Genomic DNA, 14,821 nt, shown 5'->3' on the forward strand with positions numbered 1-14,821 from the left:
AGGACCCGCGATGCCGATCGAAGCCGCACTCATCAAGCCCGTGGTCGATGCGCTGCTGGCGCTGTTCCGCCAGGGCAGCGACATCCAGCTCAAGCGCAACGCCGAGGCCGCGCTCCGCGAGGCGATCCGCGAACTGCTGATGGCCAATCCCGACGAGAACCGCGCCGAGGCGCGGATCGCGATTGCGCGCGCCGCCGGGATCCTCACCGAAGACATCGTGCTTGCCGAGGACATGCTGAAGAAGCATCGCGCCACCAAGGCGCGCACCGCCGGCAAGTCGGCCACCGGGCGCAGGCGCAAGCCGGCCGCGGCCGTCGCGGATGCGCCAGCCAAGCCGGCGCCCGCACGCAAACCCGCAGCGGCCAAGGCGCCTGCGAAAGCGACCGGCGCCAGCACGAAGGGCGACGCGGCGGCCAAGCCCGCAGCCCGGTCGTCGAGCCGCGAAAAACCGGCCACGCCCGACGCACCTCCCAGACCAGGCAAGCCAGCCAGGCCGGCGCCAAAGGGCTGAGGCTTACAATCGGCCGATGGACAGAACCCTGCTGGTCACCGGCGCCACCGCCGGCTTCGGCGCCGCGATCGTCGACCGTTTCGTCACCGCCGGCTGGCGTGCGATCGCCACCGGCCGCCGCGCCGACCGCCTGCAGGCGCTGGTCGACCGCCACGGCCCCGACCGCATCCACGCCGCGGCCTTCGACATCCGCGACCTGGACGCGATGCAGGCGGAACTCGCCGCCATCCCTGCACCGTTCCGGGACATCGACCTGCTGGTCAACAACGCCGGCCTTGCGCTCGGTACCGCGCCCGCGCAGTCGAGCGACCTCGGCCAGTGGCGGCAGATGATCGACACCAACGTCACCGCGCTGGTCGCCATGACCCACCACCTGCTGCCGACGCTGGTGGCGCGGCGCGGCGCGGTCGTCAACATCGGTTCGATCGCCGGCCTGTACGCGTATCCCGGCGGCAACGTCTATGGCGCCACCAAGGCCTTCGTCGACCAGTTCTCGCTCAACCTCCGCTCCGACCTGCACGGCACCGGCGTGCGCGTCACCGTGGTCGAGCCGGGCCTGGCGGAAACCGAGTTCACACTCGTGCGCACCGGCGGCGACCGCGCGGCATCGGACACGCTCTACGCCGGCACGCAGCCGATCACCGCGGCCGACATCGCCGAACAGGTCTGGTGGGTGGCCAACCTGCCGCCGCACCTCAACCTCAACCGCCTCGAACTGATGCCGGTGAGCCAGTCGCTGGCCGGCCTGCAGATCCATCGCGGCCCCGCGCCTTGAATACCTGGCTGGCGATGCTGGCCATCGTCCTGGTCGGCGCGATCCTCCCGCTGCAGGGACTGATCAACGCGCGCCTGTCGGTGGCCCTGCACGGCGTGGTGGCCACGGCGTTCGTGTCGTTCCTGGTCGGCGTGGTGCTGCTGGCGGCGTGGCTGCTGGTCACGCGCACGCCGCTCGGCCCGGTGCCCGGCGCGCGCTTCCCGCCGTGGATCTGGCTGGGCGGCATCCTCGGCGCGATCTACGTGGTGGTGTTCACGCTGCTGATCGGCCGCGTGGGTGCCGCGGCCGCGATCTGCCTGGCGGTGCTGGGACAGGTGCTCGCGTCGCTCGCACTCGACCACTTCGGCGTACTGCAGGCGGCCCGCCCGGCGGACTGGACGCGCATCGCCGGCGCCACCCTGGTGCTGGCCGGCGTGCTGCTGGTCGCGGCGCCGTGGCGGGCGCCGGCCTAGGGCCCCGCGCTCAGCCCTGCGGGGTGTCGTCGAGGTAGGTGTAGCCGGTAAGGCCGGCTTCCAGGTCCGCGGCCAGGCGCGCGGCCTCGTCGGCGGGCAGGCCCGCGGCGGCGACCTTGTCGGCATAGCTTCGGCGCAGGTCGTCGAGCTGGTAGCCCACGTAGTCGAGCATCACGTCGGTCGTGTCGCCGCGGCGCTGCTGGGTGATCGCGTACGCGTCGCCGTCCACCTTGACCGCGATGACGTCGGTGTCGCCGAACAGGTTGTGGATGTCGCCCAGGATCTCCTGGTACGCACCCACCAGGAAGAAGCCGAGCCGGTACGACTCGCCCGCGCGCAGCTCGTGCAGCGGCAGCGAGGTGTCGAGGTCCTCGTTCTGCACGTAGGTGTCGATCTTGCCGTCGGAGTCGCAGGTCAGGTCGGCGATGATGCCGCGCCGCGTGGGGCGTTCGTGCAGGCGCTCGATCGGCACGATCGGGAACACCTGGTCGATCGCCCACACGTCGGGCATCGACTCGAACACGCTGAAGTTGACGAAGTACTTGTCCACCAGGCGCTCGCTCAGCTCGTCGAGGAACGGGCGGTGGCTCTTCTCGTCGTACGTCAGGCGCGCCTTGACCGCGTGCGCGATGGCGTAGAACAGGTCGTCGATGCGCGCGCGGTGCACCAGGTCGAGCTGGCCCAGCGCGTACAGCGACAGGCCCTCGGCGTGGAAATGCTGCGCCTCCTGCAGCAATTCGATCGCCGGGCGCTGGTCGAGCTCGGCGTGGATCTCGCGCAGGTGGCGGATGACCATCGGCTCGTCGTCGTGGGCGTCGGGCACGCGGCCTTCCGGCGCGGCTTCCACCTCCGACACGTTGGCCACCAGCACCGCGTGGTGCGCGGTCATGGCGCGGCCGCATTCGGTCACGATGCGCGGCGGCTTGAGCCCGGCTTCGGCGCAGGCGTCGGCCAGCGGCTGCACGATGTTGGACGCGTACTGCGCCACGCCGTAGTTGACCGAGTTGTAGCTGCGCGAGCGCGTGCCCTCGTAGTCGATGCCGAGGCCGCCGCCGACGTCGACGTAGTCGATCACCGCCCCCAGCTGCGACAGCTCCACGAAGTAGCGCGTCGCCTCGCGCATGCCGCGCGCGATGTCGCGCACGTTGGAGATCTGCGAGCCCATGTGGAAGTGCAGCAGCTTCAGCGCGTTGCCGTGGCCGGCGTCGCGCAGCGTCTTCCACAGGTCGAGCAGCTGCCGCGGGCTGAGGCCGAACTTGGCCTTGTCGCCGCCGGAGTTCTGCCACTTGCCCGCGCCCAGCGAAGCCAGGCGCATGCGCACGCCGAGCACCGGCGCGACGCCCAGCGCCCTGGATTCCTCCATCACCAGGCGCAGCTCGGAGGGCTTCTCCACCACGATGAAGGTGTTGATGCCGAGCTTGCGGCCGATCAGCGCCAGGCGGATGTATTCGCGGTCCTTGTAGCCATTGCAGATCACCAGGCCACCCGTGCGCGACAGCGCCAGCACCGCCATCAGCTCGGGCTTGCTGCCCGCTTCCAGGCCGAAGCCCTCGCCGGCGTGCGACGCCAGCGTGCCGGCCACGCCCTGGTGCTGGTTGACCTTGATCGGATAAACCGCGGTGTAGCCGCCGTCGTATTCCCAGTCGACCTGCGCCTGCGCGAACGCCGCCTGCAGCTTGCCGAGCCGGTCGCCAAGCACGTCGGGAAAGCGCACCAGCATCGGCAGGTTGGCGCCCTGGGCGAGTGCGGCGTCGATGACGTCGGGCAGCACCACGGTGGGGCCGCCCGCGCCGCGCGGACGCACCACCACGCGGCCCGCGTCGTCGGCGTCGAAGTAGCCCGAGGACCAGTGCGGTATCGAATAGGTCTTGCGGGCTTGGTCGATGGACCAGGCGGTCATGGGCGCAATCCGGAAACGTGGCGGAGGCGCGCATTCTAGCGCCCCGCGGCCGCGCGCCCCGTCGACGTGGCAGCACGGGGTGCGTGGTCGGCGAGGGTCGGGCCGGGCGCGGTTGCTACAATGCGCGGCTTCACGCCCCCGCATCCCGGACGTCCCATGAGCGCCCCGCACTGGTTGTACGAGAACTTCGAACCCGCCGGCTCCGCCATCGGCTACCGCGTCACGCGCAAGCTCGACGAGGTGCAGTCGCCGTTCCAGAAGATCGAGATCTTCGAGTCGACCGACTGGGGCAACGTCATGCTGATCGACGGCGCGATGATGGTCACCACGCGCGACAACTTCCTCTACCACGAGATGATGACGCACCCGGCGCTGTATACCCACGCCGACCCGAAGCAGGTGGTGATCATCGGCGGCGGCGACTGCGGCACGCTGCGCGAGGTGCTGAAGCACCCGGGCGTCGGGAAGGCCGTGCAGTGCGACATCGACGAGCAGGTCACGCGCATGGCCGAGAAGTACTTCCCCGAGCTGTGCGAATCCAACGGCGACCCGCGCGCCGAAGTGATGTTCGACGACGGCATCGCGTACATGGCGAACTGCGCGCCGGGCAGCCTGGACGTGGTGATCGTGGATTCGACCGACCCGGTTGGCCCCGCCGAGGGGCTGTTCAACAAGAGCTTCTTCGAGAGCTGCTTCCGCGCGCTCAAGGACGACGGCATCCTGGTGCAGCAGTCGGAGTCCCCATTGGTGCTGCTGGAACTGATCCAGGCCATGCGCGCGGAGATGGGCAAGGCCGGCTTCGACAGCTTCCAGACCCTGCCGTTCCCGCAGCCGTGCTATCCGACCGGCTGGTGGAGCTGCACGCTGGCGCGCAAGGGCGGCCGCGGCTTCGATTTCCGCGAGGCGGACGCGCGCGCCAAGGCGTTCGCCACGAAGTACTACAGCGCCGACATCCACAAGGCCGCACAGGTGCTGCCGCCGTTCGTGGCCGAAGCGCTGGGCTGAGCGTCCGCGGCGCGGCGTGATGCGGCTTCGCGCCTAGAGCGCGTCGCCGTCGATCTCGCCGGTGCGGATGCGGACCACGCGCTCCAGGTCGTACACGAACACCTTGCCGTCGCCGATCTTGCCGGTGCCGGCGGCTTTCAGGATCGCCTCGGTGACAAGCTCCGCCTGCTCGTCGCTCACCGCGACCTCGAGCTTGATCTTGGGCAAGAAGTCGACCACGTACTCGGCGCCGCGGTACAGCTCGGTGTGGCCCTTCTGGCGTCCGAAGCCTTTCACCTCGGTCACCGTGATGCCGGCCACGCCGGCCTCCGACAGCGCCTCGCGCACGTCGTCGAGCTTGAACGGCTTGATGATCGCCATGACCATCTTCATCACGCACTCTCCCCTTTCGCTGCGCGCAGCATAACGCGACCGGGGATTCACCCACCCACCCGCGCGGCCCGGGCCGACTGCGCGCCGCCGGCGTCCGGAGCAGGATGCAGGCACCACCGGAGACCACCATGATCGACCTCAGCCACATCGACGACCTCGCCCGCCGCCTTGGCAGCCTGGTGCCCCCGGGCCTGCGCGAGGGCCGCGAGGAAATGCAGGAGAACTTCAAGTCGGTGCTGCAGGCCGGGCTGTCGCGGCTGGAGCTGGTGACCCGCGAGGAGTTCGAGGTGCAGCGCGCGGTGCTGCTGCGCACGCGCGAGAAGCTCGACGCGCTGCAGGCCCAGGTCGCGCGCCTGGAAGCCGAGGCCGCACAGTCCCCGCCGGGCGGCCCGCTGCCCGGCACCCACGTCCCGCACTGAGCCGTCCGCCATGGCCGGGCTCGCCATCGTGCACGGGCGTGCACGCGCCGGCGTGCGCGCGCCGGAAGTCACCATCGAGGTGTACATGAGCGGTGGCCTGCCGCGCATGAGCATGGTCGGCCTGCCACAGGCCACGGTGCGCGAATCCAAGGACCGCGTGCGCGCCGCCATCCGCTGCGCGCAGTACGAGTTCCCGCCGCGGGTCACCACCGTCAACCTCGCCCCGGCCGACCTGCCCAAGGGCGGCGGCCGCTTCGACCTGCCGATCGCGCTCGGCATCCTCGCCGCCAGCGACCAGCTGCCACGCACCGCGCTGGCCGGGCACGAGTTCCTCGGCGAACTCGGCCTCAGCGGCGAGTTGCGCGCGATCGACGGCGTGCTGCCCGCCGCACTCGCCTGCGGCGAGGCCGGGCGCGTGCTGGTGGTGCCGGCCGACAATGGCGCCGAGGCCGCGCTGGCGCGCAACGTGGACGTGCGCGTGGCGCGCACCCTGTCCGAAGTCTGCGCGCACCTCACTGGCGAGCGGTCGCTGCCGCGTGCCTGCGCCGCGCCGGTGGTCGCAGCCATGCCGCCAGACCTCGCCGATGTGCGCGGCCAGCTGCACGCGCGGCGCGCACTCGAGGTCGCCGCGGCCGGTGGTCATCACCTCCTGCTGGTGGGAAGCCCCGGATGTGGCAAGACCCTGCTGGCCTCGCGCCTGCCCGGGCTGCTGCCCGAGGCCAGCGAAGCCGAAGCGCTCGAGGCCGCGGCCATCGCCTCGGTCAGCGGGCGCGGCATCGATCCCGCGCGCTGGCGGCAGCGCCCGTTCCGCGCGCCGCACCACACCGCCAGCGCGGTCGCGCTGGTCGGCGGCGGCAGCGAACCGCGGCCGGGCGAGATCTCGCTGGCCCACCACGGCGTGCTGTTCCTGGACGAACTGCCCGAATGGAGCCGCCAGGCGCTGGAGGTCCTGCGCGAGCCGCTGGAATCGGGAACGGTCACCGTGTCGCGCGCCGCGCGGAAGAGCGATTTCCCGGCGCGCTTCCAGCTGGTCGCGGCCATGAACCCCTGCCCCTGCGGCTGGGCCGGCGATGTCTCCGGCCGCTGCCTGTGCACGGCGGATATCGTGCAGCGCTACCGCATGCGTATTTCCGGCCCGCTGCTCGACCGCATCGACCTGCATGTCGACGTACCCCGCGTCGCACCCGCGGAACTGCGTCCCGACGCGGCCGGAGGCGAGTGCAGCGCCGCGGTCCGTGACCGGGTATGTGCCGCGCGTGACCTGCAGCTCGAGCGCGCCGGTTGCCTCAACGCCCACCTCGACCAGGCCGGCACCGCCGCGCACTGCCGGCTGGCACCGCGCGACCAGGCGCTGCTGGAGCGGGCAATCGACGCGCTGCAGCTGTCAGCGCGCGCCATGCACCGCATCCTGCGCGTGGCGCGCACCATCGCCGACCTCGCCGGGAGCGCTGCCATCGCCAGCGAACACCTGGCCGAAGCGCTCGGCTACCGGCGCGTGGATCGCGGCGTGGCCCGGGCCGCGTGATGTCGCGACCCGGGCCGGCGGTGCGGCCTCAGGCCGCGACCACCTCCTGCTGGAACTGCTCTTCCTCGGTCGAGCCGCTGAGCGCGGTGGTCGACGACTGGCCCTGCTGGATCGCCTGGGTGACCGCGTCGAAGTAGCCGGTGCCGACCTCGCGCTGGTGCTTGACCGCGGTGAAGCCGCGGTCGGCGGCGGCGAACTCGGCTTCCTGCAGCTCCACGAATGCGCTCATGTTGCGCCGCGCATAGCCGTGCGCGAGGTTGAACATCGAGTAGTTCAGCGCGTGGAAGCCGGCCAGGGTGATGAACTGGAACCTGTAGCCAAGCCGCGCGAGCTCGTGCTGGAACGTGGCGATGGTGGCGTCGTCGAGGTTCTTCTTCCAGTTGAAGCTCGGCGAGCAGTTGTAGGCGAGCAGCTTGCCGGGGTACTTCGCGTGGATCGCCTCGGCGAACCTGCGCGCGAACTCGAGGTCCGGCTTGCCGGTCTCGCACCACACCAGGTCCGCGTAGGGTGCGTAGGCCAGGCCGCGGCTGATCGCCTGGTCCAGGCCCTTGCGCGTCTTGTAGAAGCCTTCCACGGTGCGTTCGCCGGTGGTGAACGGCACATCGTTGTCGTCGATGTCGGAGGTGACCAGGTCGGCGGCTTCGGCATCGGTGCGCGCCACGATCAGGGTCGGCACGCCCATGACGTCGGCGGCCAGGCGCGCGGCGTTGAGTTTTTCCACCGCCTCGCGCGTGGGCACCAGCACCTTGCCGCCCATGTGCCCGCACTTCTTCACCGAGGCCAGCTGGTCCTCGAAGTGCACGCCGGCGGCGCCCGCCTCGATCATCGCCTTCATCAGCTCGAAAGCGTTGAGCACGCCGCCAAAGCCGGCCTCGGCATCGGCCACGATCGGCTGCAGGAAGTCGATGTCGTCGTTGCCCTCGGCATGGTGCAGCTGGTCGGCGCGCAGCAGCGCGTTGTTGATGCGCCTGACCACCGACGGCACCGAGTCGGCCGGGTACAGCGACTGGTCGGGATACATCTGCCCGGCGAGGTTGGCATCGGCCGCCACCTGCCAGCCGCTGAGGTAGATCGCCTTCAGCCCGGCCTTGACCTGCTGCATGGCCTGGTTGCCGGTCAGTGCGCCCAGCGCGTTGACGAAGTCGCTCTCCTGCAGCGAGGTCCACAGCTTCTCCGCGCCCAGGCGCGCGAGCGAATGCTCCACCCTGACCGTGCCGCGCAGGCGCACGACGTCGGCGGCGGTGTAGTTGCGGGTAATCCCGGCCCAGCGCGGGTTGCTGTCCCAGTCGCGCTGCAGGTCGTCGGCGGTTGGCATGGTGGTCATGGCAGTTCCTTTACGTGGGATCGCGCGTGGCGATCGTGGGGGTGGAACAACAACGGACGGGCGATCAGGACAGGCGCTCGTAGGCAGGCAGGGTCAGGAAGGCGGCCAGCTCGTCGGCGCGCGTGAGTTCCTCGAGCAACGCGATGGCCTCCTGGACGCGGCCGGCGCCGGGCATCGGCTCGGCCGCGAGGCACGACGGCAGGTTGAGCAGCGCGCGCTCGAACAGCGCGAAGTCGACCGGCTCGCCGTCGTGCAGGTGCAGCAGCGGCCGCACGCCATCGAAATCACCACCGTCGCCGTGGTGCAGCCACTGCCACAGCTGCGCGCGTGCGATCTCGGCGGTCGCCGCGTCCTCCATCAGCCAGTGGATCGGCACGCAGCCGTTGCCGTCGAGCCACGCCGCGAGGTAGCGCACGCAGACTTCGACGTTGCCCTCGAAGCCCTTGCGGGTGATGGTGCCGGTCGGCGCCGCCAGCAGCGCGTCGCGATCGGCATCGGCGTCATCGCGCAGCACGTGGTGCTGGTTGGCACCGGGCATCGCCGCGTCGAAGATCCCGCGCGCGATCGGCACCAGCGCCGGGTGCGCCACCCAGGTGCCGTCATGCCCGGCGGACGCCTCGCGCAGCTTGTCGGCGCGCACGCGCTCCATGGCCGCGTCGTTGGCAGCCGGGTCTCCGGCCACCGGCACCTGCGCCGCCATGCCGCCCATGGCGTGCGCGCCGCGACGGTGGCAGGTGCGGATCAGCAGCTCCGAATAGGCCTTGAGGAACGGCGCGACCATGGTCACCTGGCCGCGCTCGGGCAGCACCCGGTCGCGATGGCGCCGGAAGGTCTTGATGTAGGAAAAGATGTAGTCCCAGCGCCCGCAGTTGAGGCCGGCGATGCGCCCGCGCAGCGCATGCAGGATCTCGTCCATCTCGAACACCGCCGGCAGCGTCTCGATCAGCACCGTCACCTTGATCTGCCCCGGCACCAGGCCGAGCGTGCCTTCGACATGCGCCAGCACCGCGTCCCACAGCCGCGCCTCTTCCATCGACTCCAGCTTGGGCAGGTACAGGTAGGGGCCACGGTCGGCGGCGGCGAGCGCGGCCGCGTTGTGGAAGCAGAACAGCCCGGCATCGAACAGGCTGGCGCTGATCCGCGCGCCGTCGACCGCCACGTGCTTCTCGTCGAGGTGCCAGCCGCGCGGGCGCACCATCAGCACCGCGCGCTCCGCCTCCGGCTTCAGCCGGTAGGCCCTGCCCGTGTCGGCCGTGAACGCCAGGTCGCCCGCGACCGCGGCGCGCAGCGCGCGCTGGCCGCCCACCAGGTTGTCCCAGGTCGGCGAGGTGGAGTCCTCGAAGTCCGCCATGTAGCAGCTGGCGCCCGAATTCAGCGCATTGATCACCATCTTCGCGTCGACCGGCCCGGTGATCTCCACGCGCCGGTCCAGCAGCGCCGCCGGCAGCGGCGCCACGCGCCAGTCGGCGTCGCGGATGGCGCGGGTATCGGCGCGGAAGTCGGGCAGCGCCCCGCCGTCGAACGCCGCCTGGCGCACGCGGCGCGCGGCCAGCCGCGCCTGGCGTTGCGGTTCGAAGCGGCGGTGCAGGTCCGCGAGGAAGGCCAGCGCGTCGTTGCCGATGACATCGGGCGCCGCCGCGGCGCTGGCGCTGACGACAGCAGGCGCCGGCTCGACGGGGTGGAGGACTGCGGACATGACGGCTCCTGCGAAGCGGGGGGTGAACCATTGCCCGGCAGGAAGTATTTGACAAAGCAGGAATAGCAATGCCATCTATAACTTCACGTTATAGACAGGGACTGCAGGTGCCGGATACCGCGCCGTTGCGCCGTTTCAGCTACAAGGGCGACCGCCTGAAGCCGCTGCGCGCCTTCTGCCAGGTGATCCGCCTGGGTTCGGTCTCGCGCGCGGCCGACGCGCTGTACGTCAGCCAGCCGGCCGTGACCCAGCAACTCCAGGCGCTGGAGCGTGACCTCGGCGCGCGTCTGTTCGAGCGCAGCGGCCGCCGGTTGCTGCCCACCCGCGAGGGCGAGGCCCTGTACGAACTTGCCCGCCCGCTGGTGGAGGGCCTGGATGCCCTGCCCGGCGCGTTCCGCCGGCAGCTGGCGGGCATGGACGCCGGCGAGCTGGAAATCGCCGCCAACAGCTCGACCATCCTCTACCTGCTGCCGCGGATCGTCGAAGCGTTCCGCCAGCAGCACCCGGAGGTGCGCCTGCGCCTGCACAACACCATCAGCGCCGACGGCACCGACCTGCTGCGCGCGGACACGGTGGAACTGGTCGTGGGCTCGATGCTCGATGTGCCCGCGGACCTCGCCTACGTGCCGGTCTACGAGTTCACACCGATGCTGATCACCCCGCGCGACCACCCGCTGGCGTCCATCCCGCGCCTGTCGCTCGCCGACATCTCGAAGTACGGGCTGATCCTGCCTCCTCAGCGCCAGATCACCTGGCGGCTGGTCGACCTGGTGTTCCACCAGGCGCGCGTGCCGTACACGGTGTCGCTGGAGGTCGGCGGCTGGGAGGTGATCAAGCAGTACGTGGCGATGGGCATGGGCATCTCCATCGTCAGCTCGATCTGCCTGGACAACGATGACCACGAGCGGCTCGCGATCCGCCCGCTCGACGCCTGGTTCCCGGCGCGCAGCTACGGCGTGGTGGTGCGCAAGGGCAAGCTGCTGTCACCGCAGGCGCGCGCGTTCATGGACCTGATCAAGCCGGATCTGTTCGTGCGCCGCGGGCACGACGAAGGCGGGCACTCGGAGCGCTGAGCACCCGCCGCCGCGTCATTCGCCCACGGCGGGCAGCGCGTCTTCGGCGAAGACCGCCACGTGCGGCACGCCGTCGGTGCCGATCCAGCCGCGGAACATGCCCTCGGTGTTGAACGGGAAGGCCACCGTGCCGCCGGCATCCAGCGCGATCGCACCGCCGTCGCCGCCGGCGCGCACCACGTCGCCGTTGATCACGCCCTCGGCCGCGGTGCGGATGTCCTCGCCGCCATGGCGCACACGCGCGCAGATTTCGTGCGCCGCGGCGGTGCGGATGTAGTACTCGCCCCAGCCGGTGCCGGACACGGCGCACGCCGCATCGGCCCAGGTGCCGGCACCGATGATCGGCGAGTCACCCACGCGCCCGTAGCGCTTGTTGGTCATGCCGCCGGTGGAGGTGCCGGCCGCGAGGTGGCCGGCGCCATCCAGCGCCACCGCGCCGACCGTGCCGAAGTACATCGTGCTGCCGGGGCCGGCCTGTGCCTGGCCCGCGGCGTCCTCGCGCAGCGCGCGCTGCAGCTGCTCCCAGCGCTTGTCGGTATGGAAGTACGCGGGCTCGACCAGCGTGACGCCCTGTTCGCCGGCGAACGCCTCGGCGCCGGCGCCGACCATCATCACGTGCGGGGAGTGCTCCATCACCGCGCGCGCCAGCAGGATCGGATTGCGCACGCGCTGCACACCGGCCACCGCGCCCGCGCGGCCGCTGGCGCCATCCATGAGCGAGGCGTCGAGCTCGTTGCGGCCATCGTGGGTGAACACCGCGCCGCGCCCGGCGTTGAACATCGGAGCGTCCTCGAGGACGGTGATCGCGGCACCCACGACCTCCAGCGCCGGCGCGCCCGCCTCCAGCCGCGCATGGCCGGCGCGGAGCGCGCGCTCCAGCGCGGCGCGCGCCGCGGCGACATCATCGGCGGTCATGCCGGCGCGTTCCACGCCGGCGCCGCCATGGATCGCCAGCACTGCGGTGGCGAGCGGCTCCAGCCGGCCGCCGTCGGCGTGATAGCTGCGGCGGAACGCGGGCGCGTCGACGCGGCCTTCGGGCAGGTGCAGGGTGGATGCGGTCCCCACTCCGATCGTGTCCACGCGCGCCAGGCGCAGCGGCGTGCCGGCGCGCTGCGCCTCTGCAAAACCGCCGCGCACCACCGTTGCCCCGCTGCCGGGGCTGGTCGCGAACACGCGCGCGCGGCCATCGCCCTCGACGGCAAGCGCAGCGTCCTCGTCGACGCCCAGGCCGATGACGGCGCGGCCATCGGCCATCGACTCGGCCTTGGCGACGAACGCGACCAGGCGGCCGAGGCGGTCGCGCTCGGTGAAGTGGGTATCGGTGACCACGCCGGCGAGCAGGTCGATGTCCAGCAGGTCGCGTTCGATGGTGTTGGCCGCACCCAGCGGGTCGGCGAGCGCCTCCGGGCTGCGCAGGCTGCCGTCGTCCATCGCCCCGTAGATGAACTCGCCGAGGATCGCCAGGCCCGCGCTGGTGCCGCCGAGCGGCTTGCCGGCGCGCACGTGCGCCTGCAGCGCCGCGGCCACCGGGGTATCCCGCCAGAAACGCACGTAGCGCGACTGGTCGCCGCCGGCGATGAAGATGCCGTCGGCGCGCGCCAGGCTGGCGAGCAGCGCCGGATCATCGGCGGCGGCGCGGCCGCTGAAGACGAAGGTCTCCGCCGAAGCCACGCCGCCCACCTCATCGTGGAACTCTTCGCCGATCTCGCCGCCGAACGACGCGCGCAACACCACCACGTGCCCGTTGCCGGCCTTGTCGAGGAACCAGCGCAGCGCCGCGTGGTTGCGATCGCCGCCGCCCATCAGCAGCAGGCCCGGCGAAGTTGCGCCCGGCGTCGGCAGTGCCGGATCGCCCACCAGGTGACGCTGGTAGTCGGCAGCATGCAGCGGCGACGCCAGGCACAGGCACGCGGCGACCAGGAGCAGCAAGGTCCGGCTGGCGGCTTTCATCATGTCCACGTATCCCCTGTCGATTGCGGTTGCCGCGTCATTGCGCGGTCCATTGAACCAGACGAACGACGGCGCCGATTCCCCCCGCAGCGCGCGCTGCCGCGCGGGCGCACCGATCCGCTATGGTGCGGCGATGCCCGCCGCCCTCGATGCATGGTTCACCAGCGAGATCCTCGTCCACGAGGAAGCGCTGCTGCATTACCTGCGCCGCGCGTGGCCGCGCCAGGACGAGGTGCACGACCTGCGCCAGGAGGTCTACATCCGCGTCTACGAGGCCGCCGGCAAAGGCCTGCCTCGGCAGCCGAAGGCCTTCCTGTTCACCACCGCGCGCCACCTGCTGATTGATCGCGTGCGTCGTGGCCGCGTGGTGTCGATCGAGCCGGTGGGTGATTTCGAGCCGATGAACGTCTTGATAGACGAGATCTCGCCCGAACGCTGGTGCGCCGGACGCCAGGTCCTGAAACGCCTGGCCGATGCGCTCGACCGGCTCCCGGACCGGTGCCGCGAGGTGGTCTGGCTGCGGCGGGTCGAGGATCTTTCGCAGAAGGAGGTGGCCGTGCGCATGGGAATCACTGAAAAGACCGTGGAGAAGCACCTGGCCAAGGGCATGCGGCTCATGGCCGACGGGTTCTACGCCGGCGAGGAGCGCCACGAGGCGATGGCGCCGCAGGCGCGGGCAGGCGATGGCCAGCGACGCAGCGAGTAATGGCAGCGGCGGCGGCGACAGCCGTGACGTCGAGCGTATCGCCGCGGACTGGCTGGCCCGCCGCGACGGCGACGCATGGACCGACGCCGACGCCCGCGCGCTGCAGGCGTGGCTGAGCGCGGCCACCGCGCACCACGTCGCGTTCCTGCGGCTGGATGCGGCATGGAACGAGTGCGGGCGCCTGCAGGCGCTGGGCGCCGGGGTGCGCGAGGGCCCGCCCGCGCGGGGGCACTGGGGCGAGCACGGCGCACCACACGTGCACGCCGATGCCCCGCCCACCGGAGCCGGCACGCCGGACATGTCGGGCGTGGTGTTCACATCGCCGCGGATCGCGCGCCGCGCGCGATGGCCCGTCGCGGCGGCCCTGGCGGCGCTGGCGGTGTTCGCGGTCGCATTGCCAATGGCGTGGCAGCACGCCACGGCGATCGATGCCTCATCGCACCGGACCGTGCCTGGCGCCATCCGCACCGTGCCGCTGGCGGACGGATCGCGCACCACCCTGGGCAGCGACAGCCGCATCGATGTCCGCCTGTCGCGCCGCCAGCGGCAGGTCGAGCTGCTCAAGGGCGAGGCGTTCTTCGCTGCCGCCCGGGACCCGCGCCGGCCGTTCGTGGTCCAGGCCGGCGAGCGCCGGGTGGTGGCGGTCGGCACCCGCTTCTCGGTGCGCATGGACGGCCGCGACCTGCGCGTCGTCGTCACCGAAGGCAGCGTGCGGCTGGAGTCCGCCGACCGCAGCGCGGCGACCGTGCTCCCGGCCGGCAGCGTTGCGCTCACCACACCGGCCGGCCTGCTGGTCACCGCAGGCACGGTGGCCGAAGCCGAACGCATGGTCGGCTGGATGGACGGGGTTCTGGTCTTCCGCGATACCGCGCTGTCCGACGCCGTTGCCGAATTCAACCGCTACAGCGCGCGCAGGATCGTGGTGGCCGATGCGTCGGTCGGCGCGCTGCGCATCGGCGGCAGCTTCCGCTGGTCCAACGCCGAGGGTTTCGTGCGCCTGCTTGAACAGGGTTTCCCGGTGCGCGCCGACCATGGCCGCGAGGAGATCGTGCTGCACGCGCGCTGACATCGGGCCCCCGGGGGATTTGGCCGGCTCGTTCGTCCTGTTATCGA

Annotated in this window: 14 protein-coding genes and 1 pseudogene; 9 read left to right on the top strand and 6 right to left on the bottom strand. The window is 71.4% G+C overall.

The features are described 5' to 3' along the window. Positions 1-10 precede the first annotated feature (10 nt). The 3 genes from H5368_RS08765 to H5368_RS08775 are packed head-to-tail and all read left to right on the top strand — an operon-like array spanning position 11 to position 1,738. A complete protein-coding gene (locus H5368_RS08765) occupies positions 11-511 on the top strand; it encodes a hypothetical protein (RefSeq protein ID WP_182823352.1) in 501 nt (166 codons plus the stop codon). Positions 512-527: 16 nt separating this feature from the next. Further along, positions 528-1,286, top strand: coding sequence for an SDR family NAD(P)-dependent oxidoreductase (locus H5368_RS08770; RefSeq protein ID WP_182823354.1), 759 nt, complete (start codon positions 528-530; stop codon positions 1,284-1,286). After that, positions 1,283-1,738 carry a DMT family transporter gene (locus H5368_RS08775; RefSeq protein WP_182823356.1) on the top strand — a complete coding sequence of 152 codons (456 nt, stop codon included), beginning with the start codon at positions 1,283-1,285 and terminating at the stop codon, positions 1,736-1,738. The genes H5368_RS08770 and H5368_RS08775 overlap by 4 nt, the downstream gene beginning before the upstream one ends. 10 nt (positions 1,739-1,748) lie before the next feature. Here H5368_RS08775 and speA read toward each other — a convergent pair whose 3' ends face one another. Then, a complete protein-coding gene (gene speA / locus H5368_RS08780; protein WP_182823358.1) occupies positions 1,749-3,638 on the bottom strand; it encodes an arginine decarboxylase in 1,890 nt (629 codons plus the stop codon). Positions 3,639-3,794: 156 nt separating this feature from the next. Between speA and speE the strand changes: the two genes are divergently transcribed. Beyond that, positions 3,795-4,643 (top strand): polyamine aminopropyltransferase, encoded by an 849-nt coding sequence (gene speE, locus H5368_RS08785; protein WP_182823360.1) that lies wholly within the window; start codon positions 3,795-3,797, stop codon positions 4,641-4,643. Between the two features lie 33 nt (positions 4,644-4,676). On the opposite strand, the gene H5368_RS08790 is transcribed toward speE, so the two are convergent. Then, entirely contained in the window at positions 4,677-5,015 is a 339-nt protein-coding gene (locus H5368_RS08790; RefSeq protein WP_182823362.1) for a P-II family nitrogen regulator, read from the bottom strand. 128 nt (positions 5,016-5,143) lie between these two features. Here H5368_RS08790 and H5368_RS08795 point away from each other — a divergent pair, with 128 nt between their 5' ends. Further along, positions 5,144-5,434, top strand: a complete 291-nt coding sequence (locus H5368_RS08795) for an accessory factor UbiK family protein (RefSeq protein ID WP_182823364.1) — start codon at positions 5,144-5,146, stop codon at positions 5,432-5,434. A 10-nt stretch (positions 5,435-5,444) separates the two neighbouring features. Beyond that, a complete protein-coding gene (locus H5368_RS08800) occupies positions 5,445-6,959 on the top strand; it encodes a YifB family Mg chelatase-like AAA ATPase (protein ID WP_182823366.1) in 1,515 nt (504 codons plus the stop codon). A gap of 28 nt (positions 6,960-6,987) precedes the next feature. Here the strand turns inward: H5368_RS08800 and aceA are convergent, their stop codons facing one another. Beyond that, positions 6,988-8,283, bottom strand: coding sequence for an isocitrate lyase (gene aceA, locus H5368_RS08805; RefSeq protein WP_182823368.1), 1,296 nt, complete (start codon positions 8,281-8,283; stop codon positions 6,988-6,990). 64 nt (positions 8,284-8,347) lie between these two features. After that, the gene (gene aceB, locus H5368_RS08810) at positions 8,348-9,979 is read right to left on the bottom strand and encodes a malate synthase A (protein ID WP_182823370.1); all 1,632 of its coding nucleotides are present in this window, start codon (positions 9,977-9,979) and stop codon (positions 8,348-8,350) included. Between the two features lie 68 nt (positions 9,980-10,047). Here aceB and H5368_RS08815 point away from each other — a divergent pair, with 68 nt between their 5' ends. Further along, positions 10,048-11,052, top strand: coding sequence for a LysR family transcriptional regulator (locus H5368_RS08815; protein ID WP_182823372.1), 1,005 nt, complete (start codon positions 10,048-10,050; stop codon positions 11,050-11,052). A 15-nt stretch (positions 11,053-11,067) separates the two neighbouring features. Here the strand turns inward: H5368_RS08815 and H5368_RS13515 are convergent, their stop codons facing one another. Both H5368_RS13515 and H5368_RS13520 read right to left on the bottom strand, forming a co-directional pair. After that, positions 11,068-12,030, bottom strand: coding sequence for an isoaspartyl peptidase/L-asparaginase (locus H5368_RS13515; RefSeq protein ID WP_255486492.1), 963 nt, complete (start codon positions 12,028-12,030; stop codon positions 11,068-11,070). 264 nt (positions 12,031-12,294) lie between these two features. Further along, positions 12,295-13,005, bottom strand: a pseudogene (locus H5368_RS13520) (cyanophycinase); the annotation flags it as partial. A gap of 130 nt (positions 13,006-13,135) precedes the next feature. Here H5368_RS13520 and H5368_RS08825 point away from each other — a divergent pair. Continuing rightward, positions 13,136-13,708, top strand: coding sequence for a sigma-70 family RNA polymerase sigma factor (locus H5368_RS08825; RefSeq protein ID WP_182823940.1), 573 nt, complete (start codon positions 13,136-13,138; stop codon positions 13,706-13,708). Continuing rightward, on the top strand, positions 13,686-14,774 hold the full coding sequence (locus tag H5368_RS08830) for a FecR domain-containing protein (protein WP_182823376.1): 1,089 nt from the start codon (positions 13,686-13,688) through the stop codon (positions 14,772-14,774). The genes H5368_RS08825 and H5368_RS08830 overlap by 23 nt, the downstream gene beginning before the upstream one ends. The last annotated feature ends 47 nt before the right edge of the window (positions 14,775-14,821 follow it).

Source organism: Luteimonas sp. MC1782, from assembly GCF_014164605.1.
Lineage (GTDB): Bacteria > Pseudomonadota > Gammaproteobacteria > Xanthomonadales > Xanthomonadaceae > Luteimonas.